Consider the following 14,475-nt stretch of genomic DNA (forward strand, 5'->3'; position numbering starts at 1 on the left):
CGAACGCCTTTTTCTTCCCTGGCTCTCCTTTCCTCTTTCTCTCCTTCTTTTCTCACGATTTTCACAGAAAAAAGAGGTGTTTTTATGTCAGCATTTGAGCAGAAATTAGATAAGTATGCGGAATTGGCGGTAAAAGTGGGTGTTAACGTTCAGCCGGGACAGACGATGGTGTTGAATACGCCCATTAGCGCGGCAGATTTTGCCCGGAGGGTAGTCAAAAAAGCATACGAAGCCGGTGCCAAAAACGTACATATCGAATGGAACGACGAAGTCAGCACAAGAATCAAGTATGACTTGGCACCGGATGAAGCATTTGACGAGTTTCCGTTATGGAAAGGAAAAGGATACGAAGAAATGGCGGAGGAAGGAGCTTGCTTTTTGCACATTCGCTCATCCAATCCGGAATTGCTGAAAGGAGTAGATCCGAAGCGAATTGCTGCAGCGACCAAAGCGTCGGGAAAGGGGATGGAGGCGTTCCGTCGGTACGTTACGGCCGATAAAGTAAGTTGGTCCATTGTCGCCGTTCCCTCTCCAGAATGGGCGGCCAAAGTTTTTCCGGATAAGAATGCGAATGAACAGGTCGATGCCCTGTGGGAAGCAATTTTCAAGGCTGTCCGTATTGATCAGGAGGATCCTGTTCGCGCCTGGGAGGAGCACAGTGCGTCAATCCACCAAAAAGTCGATGAATTAAACCGAAAACGGTATAAATATCTTCATTATCAGGCTCCTGGCACGGATTTAACGGTTGAACTTCCGTCGAATCATATCTGGATCGGAGCCGGATCCGTCAGCGAAAAGGGCGTAGATTTCATAGCAAATATACCGACTGAAGAAGTGTTTACCGTTCCGCTGAAAGAGGGCGTAAATGGCGTGGTTAGAAGCACGAAGCCTCTCAATTACGGTGGAAATATTATTGAGAATTTTACTCTGACATTTGAGAAGGGTCGAATTGTGGATGTTCAGGCGGAGACGGGCCGGGACATTCTTGAACAACTGATAGAAACTGACGAAGGCGCTCGCTATCTAGGAGAAATTGCGCTGGTTCCTCATGATTCGCCGATTTCAAATTCCAACATTATTTTCTACGACACATTGTTTGACGAGAACGCCTCCAATCATTTGGCGATCGGGAACGCCTATGCTTTCTGTATCGAAGGCGGAAAGAATATGTCACAGGAAGAAATTAAGCAAAACGGACTCAATACAAGCATCACCCATGTCGATTTCATGATCGGTTCCGCGGATATGAATATTGACGGAGAGCTTGCGGACGGAACCAGAGAGCCTGTATTCCGAAATGGAAATTGGGCATAGACGCGTTCGTTGCGCTGAGAGGGCAATCCGGTTGGATTGTCCTTTTTCTCATATTTCTCAAAAAATTGCAGGGTGTTTTTGTGTTTTTACAAAAAGGAAGCAGGAATCCGGATAGGAACACCGAATAAAAATATAATACACGACAAATATAAACAAGCTCCGCGCATTCATATTCCTACTACATCCACAATAAATACTATTATTATATTGTTTAAAATCTGAACATTCTGTCTTTTGCGCTCTCTGTTTATTGCTTTCAAACCATTTCATTTTCTTCTTAGTTTTTCACCATGGCTCATCTTGTGTATGTACCTTTTTTCACAATATATTTATTCTGCACAAGGAGGCTTCTCTATGCACATTCTGGTTTGCGTCAAGCAAGTGCCGGACACCAAGATTATCAAGATCGATCCGAAAACGAATACGCTCGACAGACGGGGCGTACCGGCCATTCTGAATCCGTATGATACACACGCGGTCGAAGAAGCGGTACGGCTGCGCGCACGTTACGGCGGCAAAGTATCTATTCTGTCCATGGGTCCGCCGCAGGCCGTAGCTGCGATTAAGAAATGTGTGGAAATCGGCGCCGATGTCGGATATTTAATTTCCGACCGCGCGTTTGCTGGCGCGGATACGCTGGCGACCAGCTATGCGCTGTCGCGGGCAATCAACCGCATTATGAAAGAAGAGCCGCTCGATCTTGTTATCTGCGGCAAAATGGCGATTGATGGCGATACAGGACAAGTCGGACCGGGTGTTGCGCGCCGCATGAATATTCCGCCGCTTACCGGTGTAAAGAAGATCGTAGAGATCGATGAAGCAAACAGAAAGATTATTGTACACCGCAAGCTCGAAGACGGATATGAGGTACTGGAATCGTCGTTGCCCTGCCTGCTGACAGTAGAGAAAGAGATTAATGAGGTTCCATATTCACCGCTGCCCAATATGATTCGTGCCGCCCGCTATCAACCGACGGTGTGGACGGTTAACGATTTAGAAGATGTGGAACGTTCCCAGCTCGGTCTTAAAGGATCGCCAACAATTGTTGGCAAGATGTTTAGTCCGCCGAAGCCAGAAGGCGGAAAACGGCTCACAGGAACGATAGATCAGCAGGTAAGCCAACTGGTTGATATCCTGTTAAAAGAGAAACGCGAACTACTTGTGCAGGGGGGCAAATAACATGGCTGTTACAATTTCCGCCGCTTGTATTTCCTGCGGCACATGCGTAGATACCTGTCCGGTCAGTGCGCTGTATTTAGGTCCTGATAAGTGTGAAGTTGATGCGGCGAAGTGTGAGGAGTGTCAGGAATGTATTCCTGTTTGTCCGACAGAGGCGATCAGTCTGCCGAATCCGACAAAAGCAAAAGTGGCTCCACCACCTGCCCCGGCAGCATCGAAGGCAAAACCGGAAGAGAAGAAGGAAGTTCCGGTTGAAGCAGTAACCGCTGCCGTAGAAACCAAAACGGAATCGAAGCCGCAGGCGCGGACGGATGCGTTTGCCGACCATGAGGGCGTCTGGGTCTTCATCGATCATACGGACGGTCGTATTGCCGGCGTATCGCTTGAGTTGCTGGGAGCAGGCCGTCGTCTCGCCGATAAGCTGAATACACCACTTGCGGGCTTCGTCCTCGGATACCAGATTGAGCCGCTTGCTCAGACCTGCTTCGAATATGGTGCGGACATTGTCTACATGATTGACGATCCGATTTTGAAAGATTATCGTTCCGAGACTTATATGAAAGGCACCGTAGACTTGTGCAATAAATACAAACCGGAGATTATTCTGTACGGCGCGACCACCAACGGGAAAGACCTTGCGAGCGCGGTGGCGACAGACCTTGCGACCGGTCTAACCGCTGACTGTACAATGCTTGACGTGGAGCCTGAGAAGCGCTTGCTTGAGGCGAGCCGCCCGGCGTTCGGCGGCAACATCATGGCTACTATCCTCTGTAAAAACCATCGTCCGCAGATGGCTACGGTTCGCTCAAAAGTAATGAAGGCGCTGGAGCCGCAGCCGGGCCGTCAGGGCAAGCTGATTCACGAACCGCTCGGTATGCATGAGAATGATTTGCAGACAAAGGTACTCGAAATTGTGCGTGAGACCGGAAACCGGGTCAAATTGGACGAAGCGCATATTATCGTCGCCGGTGGCAAAGGGCTGGGTGATGCAAAAGGATTTCAGCTTTGCTACGACCTGGCCGAAGTACTGGGCGCCAGTGTCGGCGCAAGCCGGGATGCGGTAGAGGCCGGATGGATTGAACACCATTATCAGATTGGTCAGACCGGTGTAACGGTAACACCGAAGATTTATTTCGCCATTGCCATTTCCGGTGCGGTACAGCATATAGTTGGCATGCAGAATTCCGAGTTTATTATCGCGATTAACAAAGACCCGGACGCAGCTATTCACAGCGTTGCCACCTACAGCATCGTTGGTGATGCCTTTGAAGTGGTACCAAAGCTCATCGAAGCATTCAAAAAAGTCGTAAAAGGCGGTGAAGCAGTCCATGTCTGAGAAATTTGATGCAATTGTTGTCGGCGCGGGGCCTGCCGGCACGTCTGCCGCATATACTATGGCAAAAGCCGGTCTAAACGTACTGCTGATTGAGAGAGGGGAGTACCCGGGCGCCAAAAACGTAATGGGCGGCGTGCTGTACCGTCATCAGATGGAAGAGATGATCCCGGGTTTCTACAAGGAAGCGCCGGTCGAACGTCCCGTCGTAGAGCAGCGATTCTGGATGCTTGGGGAAGAATCGGTATTCACAAGCGGATATAAAGGATTGGAATGGGCCAAAGAGCCATATAACAACTTTACGGTACTCCGGGCCAAATTCGACCAGTGGTACGCGAACAAGGCCGTGGAGCAGGGCGCGTTGCTCATTAACGAAACGGTAGTGACCGAGTGCCTTGTGGAAGACGGCCGAGTTGTCGGTGTGCGTACAGACCGTCCGGATGGAGACGTATATGCGGATGTAGTCGTGTTGGCTGACGGGGTAAATTCACTGCTTGCCAAATCGCTTGGCTTCCACAAGGAGTTCAAGCCGGAAGAAGTAGCGCTGGCCGTCATGGAGGTTATCAACCTCCCGGCAGAGAAAATCGAGGACCGTTTCAATCTGGAACCAAACCAGGGTACTACGATTGAGATTTTCGGCGATGCTACCAAAGGTATTCTCGGCACAGGCTTTATTTATACAAATAAAGAAAGCATTAATATCGGTGTTGGCGCCACGCTGTCGGGCATGATTAAGCATAAGCTGCGCCCGTACGATCTACTGGATTATCTGAAGAGCCATCCAATCGTGCGCCCGTTGATTCGCGGCGGCGAATCGATGGAGTATGCGGCACACTTGATTCCGGAAGGCGGCTTCCACTCGATGCCGAAGATTGTAGGGAACGGGGTCGTGGTCGTCGGTGACGCGGGTCAGATGGTTAATAGCATTCATCGTGAAGGCAGCAATATGGCGATGACGTCAGGGAGACTGGCTGCAGAGACGATTATTCTCGCCAAAGAAGCGAACGATTTTTCAGAGAACATGCTGGATACGTACCGTAAGCGCTTGCTTGACAGCTTTGTCGGTCAGGATCTGAAAAAATACAAAGACGCGACCCATACATTTGAGTCGTATCCGCAGTATTTTAAAGAGTATATCCCGATGATTAATCAGGCGGCGAGCAAGTTCTTCACGGTGGACGGAGTGCCGAAGAGGGAGAAACAGAAGCATATTTTCAAGAGTTTGATGGAAGGTAAAAGTAAACTGGCTATGGTGCAAGACATTTATCGCGCATGGAAGGTGATGAAATAATGAGTCTCGTACCCCGTACGAACAACATTGAAGAGAAGCAGTATCTGGTGAGATTTCGGGCGGATACGCAGTCACATCTGCATGTGTTGGACCACGACATCTGTGCCACAAACTGTCCTGATAAGCTCTGTACCATTTTCTGTCCGGCTGAGGTGTATAAATGGGAAGGCATGCGGATGGCGGTCGGTTATGAGGGATGTCATGAGTGCGGCAGCTGTCGCATCGGCTGCCCGTACCAGAACATCAAGTGGGAGTATCCGAAGGGCGGACACGGCATCGTGTTCAGATTGGCGTAGGTAAGTAAGATCAAAGAGGGAAGCGCTCTTATTATAGAGGGCTTCTCTTTTTTCTGTGAAAATCACGAAGAAAGAAGGAGAGAAAGAAGAAATGAGATCCAAGGAAGAAAAAGGCCTTCGCCTTTTTCTACATTTTCTCCATACTGAGGATGTTGTTCAAAGGCGTAAATAAAAAGGCTTGTATCTAACGCTAATCGTGTGCTATTTAATAACACTTCTTTCATTCCCATGACTCGCGCTCCTTACGAACATACTCGTCTGTACTCTCTTTTTTCCACATTTCTTTTCCTAAACCCCCACAATGCATCAGAAAATCTTTTAGGCTTCCGTATAACAATGATCTCATCTCGGATTTCATCATACTTCCATATTAATTCGTCTCCTATATCAAGCTTAGCTTTATCTCGAATTTCTTTAGGAATTGTTGTCTGATATCTTTGCTTTATTTCACTCTCTGTTCGCAATGTGTTAGACATCTTCATTACCTCCGCTTCTTTGTCTTACATATTTTTATTTTATCATACATTTTGTTTGGAATTATTATGTACTTGGGATGTAAAGTTTTCTTACTGAATTAGTTCTGTAATGTCTAGTTTTAATAATGGTTCATGGATTTTCTTAAAATTATCTTTATAACAGACAAGCAGATATTTGATGTGTGGAAAGCTGAGTATAATGGTGATAAAACCTGTATTAAAAAATAATGAACTTATACGAGATAGCTAAGAGGAATAGACTCAACAAATTCCTTTAAATCACATGTATAATATTTACAAGAGGGTGAAGGGAGACGAAAGCGAGGAGTGGGTTTTTATGTTCATGTTCGATTTCATGAGTGCAATTTTTCCCGTATTCTTTGCATTGATTTTAGTATTCATTTCTATAAGTATTATCAAAGGCATTGGTGAGTGGATCAATAACAACAAACAGCCGGTATTAATTGTTGATGCCTGCGTTGTTTCCAAAAGGAGCCATACCTCACACCACATACATAATCATAATAATGGCATGCATCATCATAACCAAACAACTTATTACGCAACGTTTGAGGTTGAGAGCGGAGATAGAATGGAATTTCGCATATCCGGTAAGGAATATGGCTTGTTAGCGGAAAAAGATAAAGGAAGACTTACCTTTCAAGGAACACGCTATCTTAGTTTTGAAAGGAATGGCCGTGAATAAAAGAACAATTGTATGGTAAGAAAAGAGGGGGAGAGAATTGTCCAACAGCAAACGATTTATGAAAATGCTAGCCAAAAACGTCAAGCAATCCATCGGACCGGGAGAGTATGAGGCACAAGGCATTAAAGTCGTATGTCCGCACTGCAAGCATGATAAGTTCATTACAGGAGGCGCACAGTTAAATACAGCGTTTCTTACATTTTTGAAGCTTGACTTTGTAAACAGGACAGCGCACACGCTTACATGTGAATGCTGCGGTAGAATCGAGTGGTTTGTGAAAGATGTAAAAAGAATCTATAAATAATAAAAAGCCCGCTATGAACATAAAAGGGCCATTGCTTACATTGCTGGCTTTGACATTTCACGGACAACCAGTCAGAATAGTAAAAAGCACCGACAGATCGGTGCTTTTTACGTTGAGATTCCCTGTTTGAACCTCTCATGACTGAAGTCACGAGCGTTCTCGGCTAAATCATAAATTTAAGAGGCTGTACGGCGTTCGCGGAACAGAAGGCTGATGCAGTACAGTCCCGCAAGACCCACCAAAGAGTATACGATACGGCTTAGGAATGAGCCTTCGCCGTTGAACAGCGCGGCTACAAGATCCCACTGGAACAACCCGACCAGCAACCAGTTGATGGCTCCGATGATAACAAGAATAAGAGCTAAGCGATCCATATTTGTTCATCTCCTTTCTAAACCTATATTTTCATTATGTCCATTTTCGATACAGATAATCAGAGAAAATATCCAGGAAAGTTCGTTACTTTTTGTTTACCAGCGGTGCGATAACCCGTTCAAAGAAGCGGGGAAACAGGTGCGACAATACAACACCGGCACGCATATATCGCGGAATGATGGCTTCTGCTTCGTGTGTGTGAATTGTGCGAAGAATTGTACGTGCCACCGCTTCTGGTGTAACCATGAACTTCTCAATGCTACGCCGGTAGCCCCCGCTCGGGTCGGCACGGTCGAAAAACGGCGTTTGGACAGGTCCCGGATTTACCGCTGAGATGGATACCCCGCTGCCATGCAGCTCTTGACGCAGGCTTTGCGTAAACCCGATGACAGCGAACTTGCTGGCCGAGTATCCGCTGGACTTTGGTGTAGCCAGCTTACCGGCCACCGAAGCAACATTGACAATATGTCCGCTTCTCCGCTCCAGCATATGCGGCAGTACTACCTTGGTACAGCGCACGACACCGAAATAATTGACATCCATCATTCCTTCGATTTCTTCCAGTGCTGTTTCTGTAAATAAAGAGAACGCACCGTAGCCCGCATTATTAATCCAGACATCAATTCGACCGTAGCGTTCGATAATTTCTTTAACAACTGTTGTGATCTGCGATATGTTTGTTACGTCACATGTATAAAAGCCGACTTCCGGCGCTTCATGCCGTATCTTCTGTGCAAGTGCGTGCAGGGCCTCTTTAGAGCGTGCCAGCAATACAGGCGTAGCCCCCTGCCGAGCCGCAAGCAGAGCGGTAGACAGGCCAATGCCGCTTGAAGCGCCGGTTATGACAATAATGCTATTCTGTATGGTTGTCATTCTTCCACCTCCTGCTCCATTAGATTTGACATCGTGTGCCCGGTTCCTGCTTGTCGCTAAGTGAAAAAATCCAGTACCGGACGTTTGACAATATGTGTAACATTCCGCACATAGACGAATAGACTATAGAAAAGTATTTTTAGGGGAGGGGTACGGATGGAGTTTGAAAAGCAGGTAGTGTTGATTACCGGAGGAGCGAGCGGTCTGGGGAGAAGAGCGGCACAGCTGTTTTGCGAGCGGGGAGCCCGGGTTATCATTGCCGATGTGAATGAAGAGCAGGGGGAGCACGCGGCCACGGAATTGAAAGAAGCAGGTGGAAGTGCCGAGTGTATCCAGGTGAATGTAGGAGATGAAGCTTCGGTACAGGCACTGATGGAACAAGTTAGGCAAAGAACGGGTCGGCTTGATGTGTTGATTAATAATGCTGGTATTACACGCGATGGCATGCTGCATAAAATGACGAAAGAGAAATGGGACCAAGTCATTGCCATTAATCTGACTGGTGTTTACTTGTGTACAAAAGCCGCGATCCCGCTTATGATCGAGAACGGATATGGCCGTATTATAAATACTTCTTCAGTTATCGGTCTATACGGAAATATCGGACAGACGAATTATGCGGCTACGAAAGCGGGTGTCATCGGCCTAACGAAGACGTGGGCGAAGGAGCTGGGAGGCAAAGGCATTACGGTCAATGCGGTAGCCCCCGGTTTCATCCGTACGCCCATGACGGATGCCGTACCGGAAAAAATTCTGGAAATGATGCGTCAGAAAGTACCTGTACAGCGGTTGGGCGAGCCGGAAGACATTGCACGCGCGTATGTATTTCTCGCTTCTCCGCATGCCTCCTACATTAATGGAGCCGTGCTGTCAGTAGACGGCGGGCTTGTCCTGTAATTTTTCCTTTTCAAAATTCTCTCCATCTTCTACTATTAATATAATAAACATAAGGTGGAGGGGATTTTATATGGACAGCAAGCTGGCGGACAGCATGGAGATATATGCAGCCAGGCAAGCTCAGGTGAATCAGATTGTGGATGCGCATGCGGTATGGACGGTGGACGTGCGGCGCTACCTCCATCAGTATCCGGAATTGTCGCATCAGGAATCAAAAACCGTGCAATATATTCGTGAACAGTTGAAAAATATGGGGTTATCCCCTCATTCATATACAGGAAAAGATGTTATTGCTTACATTGAAGGCGGACAGTCAGGGAAAACGGTCGCACTGCGTGCCGATATCGATGCGCTGCCGATTCAGGAAGAGACGGGCCTGCCGTTTGCATCAAAAAATCCGGGTGTAATGCATGCGTGCGGCCACGACGGCCATACGGCGATCTTGCTGGGAGCGGCACGAGCGCTGACAGAAGGGGCCGTGCCTTTTGCCGGGCGTATTAAGCTGATTTTCCAGCATGCCGAAGAAGTTGTGCCAGGCGGGGCTTCCGAACTGGTGAAGGCCGGAGTGCTGGAAGATGTGGATGCTATCTTTGGGCTTCACCTGTGGCAGAACGTGGATAGCGGTCTGTTGGAGGTGTGCGCTGGACCCATTATGGCCGGTTCCGATTCGTTTGCAATCAAAATCCATGGCAAAGGCGGTCACGGTTCCATGCCGCACTTAACTGTCGATCCAATCGTCATCGCCTCTCACCTGGTCACACAGCTGCAGACGATAGTCAGCCGTTCATTGGACCCGTTGTATCCCGTTGTAATAAGCGTAGGACAGATACAGGCCGGTGATACGTATAACATTATTCCTGATACGGCACAACTGCAGGGAACGGTTCGCTATTTTCACCCCGATGTACAGAAGGAAATTCCGCAGCTTCTCGAACGTCTTGCGCATGGAGTTTGCGCGTCATTCGGCGCATCAGCAACCGTTGAGTATGTAAAAGGAGATCCTTCCGTCATCAATGACCCACGGATGAATGCCATCGTCGAGCAGGTGGGTCGCATGGTACTGGGCGAAGAGAACGTAAGACCGGCCGTACCAAGTATGGCCGGAGAGGATTTTTCTTATTACCTGCAGCACGTGCCGGGAGCGTATTTCTTCCTGGGGATTCGGAATGAAGAAGCGGTATACAGCCACCATCATCCGCGCTTTACGATCGACGAGAAGATGCTTCCCGTCGGCAGCAAGCTGCTGGCTGGCATTGCGCTTACGTATTTGGAACAGCAGGTATAGAGGAGCAGAACGAATGGAAAAACATGAATGAATGAGCGCAAGCGGCAGGGCACACCCTATGTAGCAGGGGAGGGCCGATTTCTTGTGCAGCGGCCCTCTCTTGAGTAAATCAAAAGGGGGATTTTTTGTGCCGCAAGGTGTAAAATGCAGCGTAGCGAACTGTACGTACTATGCAGAGGGAAATAACTGTGCAGCGGAAGTCATTATGGTTGAAATTGACCGAAAAGCAAACACCAATTATAAAGAAGAAATCGGAGAGATCGGCGTCTCTACGGACCGCAAAGAACAGGCTTCCTATTCAAGCGAAACATGCTGCCATACGTTTAAACCGAGAAACAAAGCGTAGCCCGACCCCAACCTACATTCTTACGGAGATGAGGGATGAATCGGCATGAAAAAACCGAAACGCCGCAATAATGTCATTCTGTTTCCGTTTCGGGAAGAATTCGCAGGTGATACGTATACGCAGACTAGGCCACGCCGGTATATAATCCAAAAACGGCGAAGCAGGCAAGAATATAGGGAAGCGAACGAAAGGAAGAAAGAAGGCGGAACAGGGCTGGGCATACTCGGACTGGTTATGGCCTTGCTCGCCTTTTTTATGATGCCGATTATGCTGGGCGTCTCCGGCTTTATCGTCGGGTATATTGCAGCTGCGCGGGGCTCGAAGGCCGGACGGTGGGCAATGGGGCTGTCCGCGGTTGCGGTACTGCTCACGCTGCTGCTGCGTCTGTTTTATTAGGTTTTCTTGCAGAGATGCCTTTTTTCGTTAGTGAAAAAAACCGGATCATCGATCCGGTTTTTTTATGCCGGATAATAAATCACGACATGCAGGCGAACAGGGCTTTCGGATTCATTCGTATATGTATGCGGCATGTCCGCCGCGAACCGGATGGCATTGCCTTCGTGAACCGTATAGTCTGCCCCCTGGACGGTAAGTGTCAATGTTCCCTCAGTAACGGTGATGTATTCTTGAACGCCGGCAGTGTGTGCTTCAGAGTGGTGCTTACATCCCGGAAGCATAAAGATTGTATAGATCTCAAATTGTGTTTCCTGATTAAACGGGAAAAGGGGATAGACCTGATATCTTCCTTCATCTTCGGTAATGGGCAGAATATCGGCCGATGAGATGATGGAAACATTGGGCACTTCTTCTTCGATAAGGGACGAAAAAGAGAGGCGTAGACCTTTCGCGATTTTCCATAAGGTTGTTACGGTCGGATTTGATTCACCCCGTTCGATTTGTCCGAGCATCGCTTTGCTGACGCCGGTTAATTCTGCTGTCCTGTCCAGACTTAATCCCCGGCTCTTGCGGATACGCTGCAAATTTTGTCCAAGCTTAATATGTATTTTTTCCATAAAAGCACTCCTTCTATATTGTACGCTATAACGTACTTATATTAGAATATAGTATACAATAAAAGGGGGGGAATGAAAATGAAATCGGAACAGGCATATCATGCAGCAAAAGAACAACACCATTCGCCGGGTTCTTCCGCGTGGACAGAGGGTGTACGGGCCGGTCTTCCGATTGCGGTAGGCTATATTCCGATTGCGATTGCCTTTGGACTGCTGGCGAAATCATCCGGATTGCCGAATTACATAAGCGTGTTAATGTCGCTGTTGATTTTTGCGGGAGCAAGCCAGTTTGTCGGGGCAAACTTGCTGGCGCTTGGCACAGCGTACGGAGAAATTTTGCTGACGACATTTATCTTGAACTTGCGTCACTTTCTTATGACCGCATCGCTTTCGCAGCGGCTCAGGCAAACCACGTCCGGGTGGCGTGCGCTGCTTGCATTTGGTATCACAGATGAGACTTTTACAGTCGCTGCGTTGAGAAAAGAACGGAAATTAGAAAAGGGATTTCTTCTGGGATTGAATCTGACGGCATTCGCATCCTGGAATGTAGGTACTTGGGTTGGTGTTTTTCTTGCCACAGGGCTCCCGCCTTCACTACAAGCAAGCATGGGCATTGCGCTGTATGCTATGTTTATCGGCTTGCTGATACCATCTGTACGATCGTCCCGTGCTGTTTTCGTCGTGGCTTTGGCTGCAGTTTCCGTGCATTCCATGTTGCATTGGTTGCCATGGTTTGACGGGCTTTCCACCGGATGGAGCATCATTATCGCTACCATTATGGCAGCGGCCTTAGGAGCTGTGGTGTTCCCTGAAGAAAAACGCGAGGAGGCACATACATGAATTGGGAACTTGTCCTGTTGATTATAGGAATGGGTGTGGTGACCTACATTCCGCGTATGCTTCCCATGGTGGTACTGCAGAACGTTCAGTTGCCGCCGTTCCTGCATCGTTTCTTTCAATTTATACCGGCTGCTGCACTCGGCGCGCTGATTTTTCCGGGAATTCTATCTTCGGCCGGTGAAGCAAATACGATGGCGGCGGCTGTAGGCGGACTGGTGTGTGTTGCATTAGCCTGGTTTCGGTTGAATGTTATGATTGTGGTAATGGCCGGAATTATTATCGTGTTATTGTGGCAAACCATAGGATAGTGAAACTTCCCAACGATTTTTCCGTATAAGCATAAGAGAAGGTGGATTATAAATAAGGAGGCAGCTACTGTTGGCTGAGAGAAAGAAGAAACGCGGCTGGGGTGCGGCGGGAGGTCTGCTTGGATTTCTTGCTCTCTTCGGCAGCAAACTGAAATTTTTGCTTCCTATATTGAAAATGGGAAAGTTCGGCACTACCATCTGGACGATGGCATTGTCGGTCTGGGCATATATGTTAATCTATCCGTGGACGTTTGCATTAGGGCTTGTCATTATGCTGTTCATCCATGAGATGGGGCATGTATGGGCGGCGAAACGCAAAAATCTGCCCGTATCCACTCCGGCATTCATCCCGTTTTTAGGTGCGCTTATTACTATGAAGAAGCAGCCGAAAGATGCGGAGACGGAAGCGTATGTTGCATTAGGAGGGCCGCTCGTCGGTACGCTCGGGGCTGTAGCAGCGCTTCTGCTCGGTATGGCAACAGGTCATCCTGTGCTGTATGCGGTTGCTATGATTGGCTTTTTCCTGAATTTGATCAATCTGCTTCCTATTCATCCGCTGGACGGGGGACGGATTGTTACCGCGATTTCCCGCTGGCTCTGGGTGGTCGGGCTGATTGGCGGCCTTGTGGTCATTCTATATCTGAAGGCTATTATTTTCCTTATCTTCTGGGGATTGTTTGCCTGGGAGCTGTACAGCAAGTATGTACGTAAAAAGAAGAAAAATGCAGCGGGTTCCCGTCTGCATACGGAACACATTTTTCTTTGGATTCCAGTGCAGCTCTTCGACGAGAAAGGGCTGTTCATTCCTGCCGAAGAGCATCGGCGCTCACTGCCGTTCACGCATGTTGGGGATATGATGAAGAGAGAAGATATAGTAACGATAAGCTATCCAGGCCTGGAAGAGACAAAAACATTTACATATTCAAACGGCCTTGTGCGTGATGTGCAGCTTGTTCGTACGGAAATAGCGGGCGATCAGGTGAAGATGTCCGTAGAGATGAAAGTGGACCCGTATGAGCAGGAACAGGGCCTGATACGGGATGACAAGTATTATGAAGTATCGCCTCGTACCCGCTGGGTGTACGGCCTCGCATATTTCGGTCTCGCGGTTGCGTTAGGATTACTAATGGTGTATACGTCGGTTCAAATTCCTCAGGTTCCGCTTGCCGGGTAAGAGGGAACGCAAAAAGCCGACACTCTTAGGTTTCTGGGAGTGTCGGCCGGTATCTTTCCGTATGTTTTCTTTCTTTAACAATCCGCACGTATTAACCGTTATACACTTCAGTAAGGAAAACATCCGTATCCAGACGCTCGAAACCTTGTGTCGGTTCAGACTGAAGGGCACGTAGTTCGCGTTGCAGTCGTGCGATTTCCGCTTCCATTTTTTGAAGTTTTTCTACCTCTACCATCACTGTCATCATAATCTCTCCCTTATTATTATAATATTCTGAAAAAAATACTCGACCTTAGTTCCTGATTTCTCTCTAAAGGTTGCCTAATAAGTCTACGTATTCTTAATTTATTGAAAACTATAATAACAGGCCTTGTTTTATTTGTAAATAGGGTTTTCAAATGTAATCGCTTCCACATTGATAGAAATTTTAGAAAGTTTCATTACGATTTTCACAGAAAACCACCA

Annotated in this window: 20 protein-coding genes and 1 pseudogene; 15 read left to right on the top strand and 6 right to left on the bottom strand. The window is 47.9% G+C overall.

Annotated features, from left to right (window positions below; genetic code table 11):
* The first annotated feature begins 84 nt into the window (after positions 1–84).
* The 6 genes and pseudogenes from B2899_RS09100 to B2899_RS09125 all read left to right on the top strand — a co-directional run bounded on the left by B2899_RS09100 (position 85) and on the right by B2899_RS09125 (position 5,413).
* Positions 85–1,314, top strand: coding sequence for an aminopeptidase (locus tag B2899_RS09100; protein ID WP_146808457.1), 1,230 nt, complete (start codon positions 85–87; stop codon positions 1,312–1,314).
* 354 nt (positions 1,315–1,668) lie between these two features.
* Positions 1,669–2,493, top strand: a complete 825-nt coding sequence (locus B2899_RS09105) for an electron transfer flavoprotein subunit beta/FixA family protein (protein WP_146808456.1) — start codon at positions 1,669–1,671, stop codon at positions 2,491–2,493.
* 1 nt (position 2,494) lies between these two features.
* Positions 2,495–2,638 (top strand): annotated as a pseudogene (locus B2899_RS09110) (DUF362 domain-containing protein); the annotation flags it as partial.
* 201 nt (positions 2,639–2,839) lie between these two features.
* Positions 2,840–3,829: an electron transfer flavoprotein subunit alpha/FixB family protein gene (locus B2899_RS09115; protein WP_246147200.1), complete on the top strand. Its 990-nt coding sequence runs from the start codon at positions 2,840–2,842 to the stop codon at positions 3,827–3,829.
* Positions 3,822–5,117, top strand: a complete 1,296-nt coding sequence (locus B2899_RS09120; protein WP_286885225.1) for an FAD-dependent oxidoreductase — start codon at positions 3,822–3,824, stop codon at positions 5,115–5,117. Before B2899_RS09115 ends, B2899_RS09120 begins: the two co-directional genes overlap by 8 nt.
* Positions 5,099–5,413, top strand: coding sequence for a ferredoxin family protein (locus B2899_RS09125; protein WP_146808453.1), 315 nt, complete (start codon positions 5,099–5,101; stop codon positions 5,411–5,413). The genes B2899_RS09120 and B2899_RS09125 overlap by 19 nt, the downstream gene beginning before the upstream one ends.
* Before the next feature lie 62 nt (positions 5,414–5,475).
* On the opposite strand, the gene B2899_RS09130 is transcribed toward B2899_RS09125, so the two are convergent.
* Together B2899_RS09130 and B2899_RS09135 are read right to left on the bottom strand one after the other, a co-directional pair.
* Positions 5,476–5,643: a hypothetical protein gene (locus B2899_RS09130; RefSeq protein ID WP_170230129.1), complete on the bottom strand. Its 168-nt coding sequence runs from the start codon at positions 5,641–5,643 to the stop codon at positions 5,476–5,478.
* A 12-nt stretch (positions 5,644–5,655) separates the two neighbouring features.
* On the bottom strand, positions 5,656–5,889 hold the full coding sequence (locus B2899_RS09135) for an AbrB/MazE/SpoVT family DNA-binding domain-containing protein (RefSeq protein ID WP_170230128.1): 234 nt from the start codon (positions 5,887–5,889) through the stop codon (positions 5,656–5,658).
* Between the two features lie 337 nt (positions 5,890–6,226).
* On the opposite strand from B2899_RS09135, the gene B2899_RS09140 reads away from it, so the two are divergent.
* Both B2899_RS09140 and B2899_RS09145 read left to right on the top strand, forming a co-directional pair.
* Positions 6,227–6,595 (top strand): DUF2500 domain-containing protein, encoded by a 369-nt coding sequence (locus B2899_RS09140; protein WP_146808451.1) that lies wholly within the window; start codon positions 6,227–6,229, stop codon positions 6,593–6,595.
* Between the two features lie 37 nt (positions 6,596–6,632).
* Positions 6,633–6,899 carry a hypothetical protein gene (locus B2899_RS09145; RefSeq protein ID WP_218029525.1) on the top strand — a complete coding sequence of 89 codons (267 nt, stop codon included), beginning with the start codon at positions 6,633–6,635 and terminating at the stop codon, positions 6,897–6,899.
* 176 nt (positions 6,900–7,075) lie between these two features.
* Here B2899_RS09145 and B2899_RS09150 read toward each other — a convergent pair whose 3' ends face one another.
* Positions 7,076–7,273 (bottom strand): DUF378 domain-containing protein, encoded by a 198-nt coding sequence (locus tag B2899_RS09150; RefSeq protein ID WP_146808450.1) that lies wholly within the window; start codon positions 7,271–7,273, stop codon positions 7,076–7,078.
* An 85-nt stretch (positions 7,274–7,358) separates the two neighbouring features.
* Entirely contained in the window at positions 7,359–8,147 is a 789-nt protein-coding gene (locus tag B2899_RS09155) for an SDR family oxidoreductase (RefSeq protein WP_286885232.1), read from the bottom strand.
* A 156-nt stretch (positions 8,148–8,303) separates the two neighbouring features.
* On the opposite strand from B2899_RS09155, the gene fabG reads away from it, so the two are divergent.
* The 4 genes from fabG to B2899_RS09175 all read left to right on the top strand — a co-directional run bounded on the left by fabG (position 8,304) and on the right by B2899_RS09175 (position 11,071).
* Positions 8,304–9,044, top strand: coding sequence for a 3-oxoacyl-ACP reductase FabG (gene fabG / locus B2899_RS09160; RefSeq protein WP_146808448.1), 741 nt, complete (start codon positions 8,304–8,306; stop codon positions 9,042–9,044).
* A gap of 70 nt (positions 9,045–9,114) precedes the next feature.
* Positions 9,115–10,329 (top strand): M20 metallopeptidase family protein, encoded by a 1,215-nt coding sequence (locus tag B2899_RS09165; protein ID WP_286885234.1) that lies wholly within the window; start codon positions 9,115–9,117, stop codon positions 10,327–10,329.
* A gap of 127 nt (positions 10,330–10,456) precedes the next feature.
* Positions 10,457–10,675: a DUF1540 domain-containing protein gene (locus B2899_RS09170; protein ID WP_146808447.1), complete on the top strand. Its 219-nt coding sequence runs from the start codon at positions 10,457–10,459 to the stop codon at positions 10,673–10,675.
* A gap of 45 nt (positions 10,676–10,720) precedes the next feature.
* Entirely contained in the window at positions 10,721–11,071 is a 351-nt protein-coding gene (locus B2899_RS09175; protein WP_146808446.1) for a hypothetical protein, read from the top strand.
* 62 nt (positions 11,072–11,133) lie between these two features.
* Here the strand turns inward: B2899_RS09175 and B2899_RS09180 are convergent, their stop codons facing one another.
* Positions 11,134–11,688 carry a helix-turn-helix domain-containing protein gene (locus B2899_RS09180; RefSeq protein ID WP_286885236.1) on the bottom strand — a complete coding sequence of 185 codons (555 nt, stop codon included), beginning with the start codon at positions 11,686–11,688 and terminating at the stop codon, positions 11,134–11,136.
* A gap of 78 nt (positions 11,689–11,766) precedes the next feature.
* On the opposite strand from B2899_RS09180, the gene B2899_RS09185 reads away from it, so the two are divergent.
* The 3 genes from B2899_RS09185 to B2899_RS09195 all read left to right on the top strand — a co-directional run bounded on the left by B2899_RS09185 (position 11,767) and on the right by B2899_RS09195 (position 14,010).
* Complete coding sequence (locus B2899_RS09185) at positions 11,767–12,528, top strand: AzlC family ABC transporter permease (protein ID WP_286885237.1); 762 nt, start codon at positions 11,767–11,769, stop codon at positions 12,526–12,528.
* Entirely contained in the window at positions 12,525–12,836 is a 312-nt protein-coding gene (locus B2899_RS09190; RefSeq protein WP_146808443.1) for an AzlD domain-containing protein, read from the top strand. The genes B2899_RS09185 and B2899_RS09190 overlap by 4 nt, the downstream gene beginning before the upstream one ends.
* Before the next feature lie 70 nt (positions 12,837–12,906).
* Positions 12,907–14,010 carry a site-2 protease family protein gene (locus tag B2899_RS09195; RefSeq protein WP_286885239.1) on the top strand — a complete coding sequence of 368 codons (1,104 nt, stop codon included), beginning with the start codon at positions 12,907–12,909 and terminating at the stop codon, positions 14,008–14,010.
* Positions 14,011–14,101: 91 nt separating this feature from the next.
* Here the strand turns inward: B2899_RS09195 and B2899_RS09200 are convergent, their stop codons facing one another.
* Positions 14,102–14,257, bottom strand: coding sequence for a hypothetical protein (locus tag B2899_RS09200; RefSeq protein WP_286885241.1), 156 nt, complete (start codon positions 14,255–14,257; stop codon positions 14,102–14,104).
* Between the last annotated feature and the right edge of the window lie 218 nt (positions 14,258–14,475).

It is taken from the genome of Aneurinibacillus sp. UBA3580 (genome assembly GCF_002375825.1).
In the GTDB taxonomy this organism is placed as follows: domain Bacteria; phylum Bacillota; class Bacilli; order Aneurinibacillales; family Aneurinibacillaceae; genus Aneurinibacillus; species Aneurinibacillus danicus.

Coding starts and splice junctions, on each gene's coding strand:
- B2899_RS09140 (WP_146808451.1), top strand. CDS start 6,227: ATGTTCATGTTCGATTTCATGAGTGCAATTTTTCCCGTATTCTTTGCA.
- B2899_RS09150 (WP_146808450.1), bottom strand. CDS start 7,273: ATGGATCGCTTAGCTCTTATTCTTGTTATCATCGGAGCCATCAACTGG.
- B2899_RS09185 (WP_286885237.1), top strand. CDS start 11,767: ATGAAATCGGAACAGGCATATCATGCAGCAAAAGAACAACACCATTCG.
- B2899_RS09165 (WP_286885234.1), top strand. CDS start 9,115: ATGGACAGCAAGCTGGCGGACAGCATGGAGATATATGCAGCCAGGCAA.
- B2899_RS09105 (WP_146808456.1), top strand. CDS start 1,669: ATGCACATTCTGGTTTGCGTCAAGCAAGTGCCGGACACCAAGATTATC.
- B2899_RS09120 (WP_286885225.1), top strand. CDS start 3,822: ATGTCTGAGAAATTTGATGCAATTGTTGTCGGCGCGGGGCCTGCCGGC.
- B2899_RS09125 (WP_146808453.1), top strand. CDS start 5,099: ATGGAAGGTGATGAAATAATGAGTCTCGTACCCCGTACGAACAACATT.
- B2899_RS09100 (WP_146808457.1), top strand. CDS start 85: ATGTCAGCATTTGAGCAGAAATTAGATAAGTATGCGGAATTGGCGGTA.
- B2899_RS09190 (WP_146808443.1), top strand. CDS start 12,525: ATGAATTGGGAACTTGTCCTGTTGATTATAGGAATGGGTGTGGTGACC.
- B2899_RS09135 (WP_170230128.1), bottom strand. CDS start 5,889: ATGTCTAACACATTGCGAACAGAGAGTGAAATAAAGCAAAGATATCAG.
- B2899_RS09175 (WP_146808446.1), top strand. CDS start 10,721: ATGAAAAAACCGAAACGCCGCAATAATGTCATTCTGTTTCCGTTTCGG.
- fabG (WP_146808448.1), top strand. CDS start 8,304: ATGGAGTTTGAAAAGCAGGTAGTGTTGATTACCGGAGGAGCGAGCGGT.
- B2899_RS09130 (WP_170230129.1), bottom strand. CDS start 5,643: ATGGGAATGAAAGAAGTGTTATTAAATAGCACACGATTAGCGTTAGAT.
- B2899_RS09180 (WP_286885236.1), bottom strand. CDS start 11,688: ATGGAAAAAATACATATTAAGCTTGGACAAAATTTGCAGCGTATCCGC.
- B2899_RS09200 (WP_286885241.1), bottom strand. CDS start 14,257: ATGATGACAGTGATGGTAGAGGTAGAAAAACTTCAAAAAATGGAAGCG.
- B2899_RS09155 (WP_286885232.1), bottom strand. CDS start 8,147: ATGACAACCATACAGAATAGCATTATTGTCATAACCGGCGCTTCAAGC.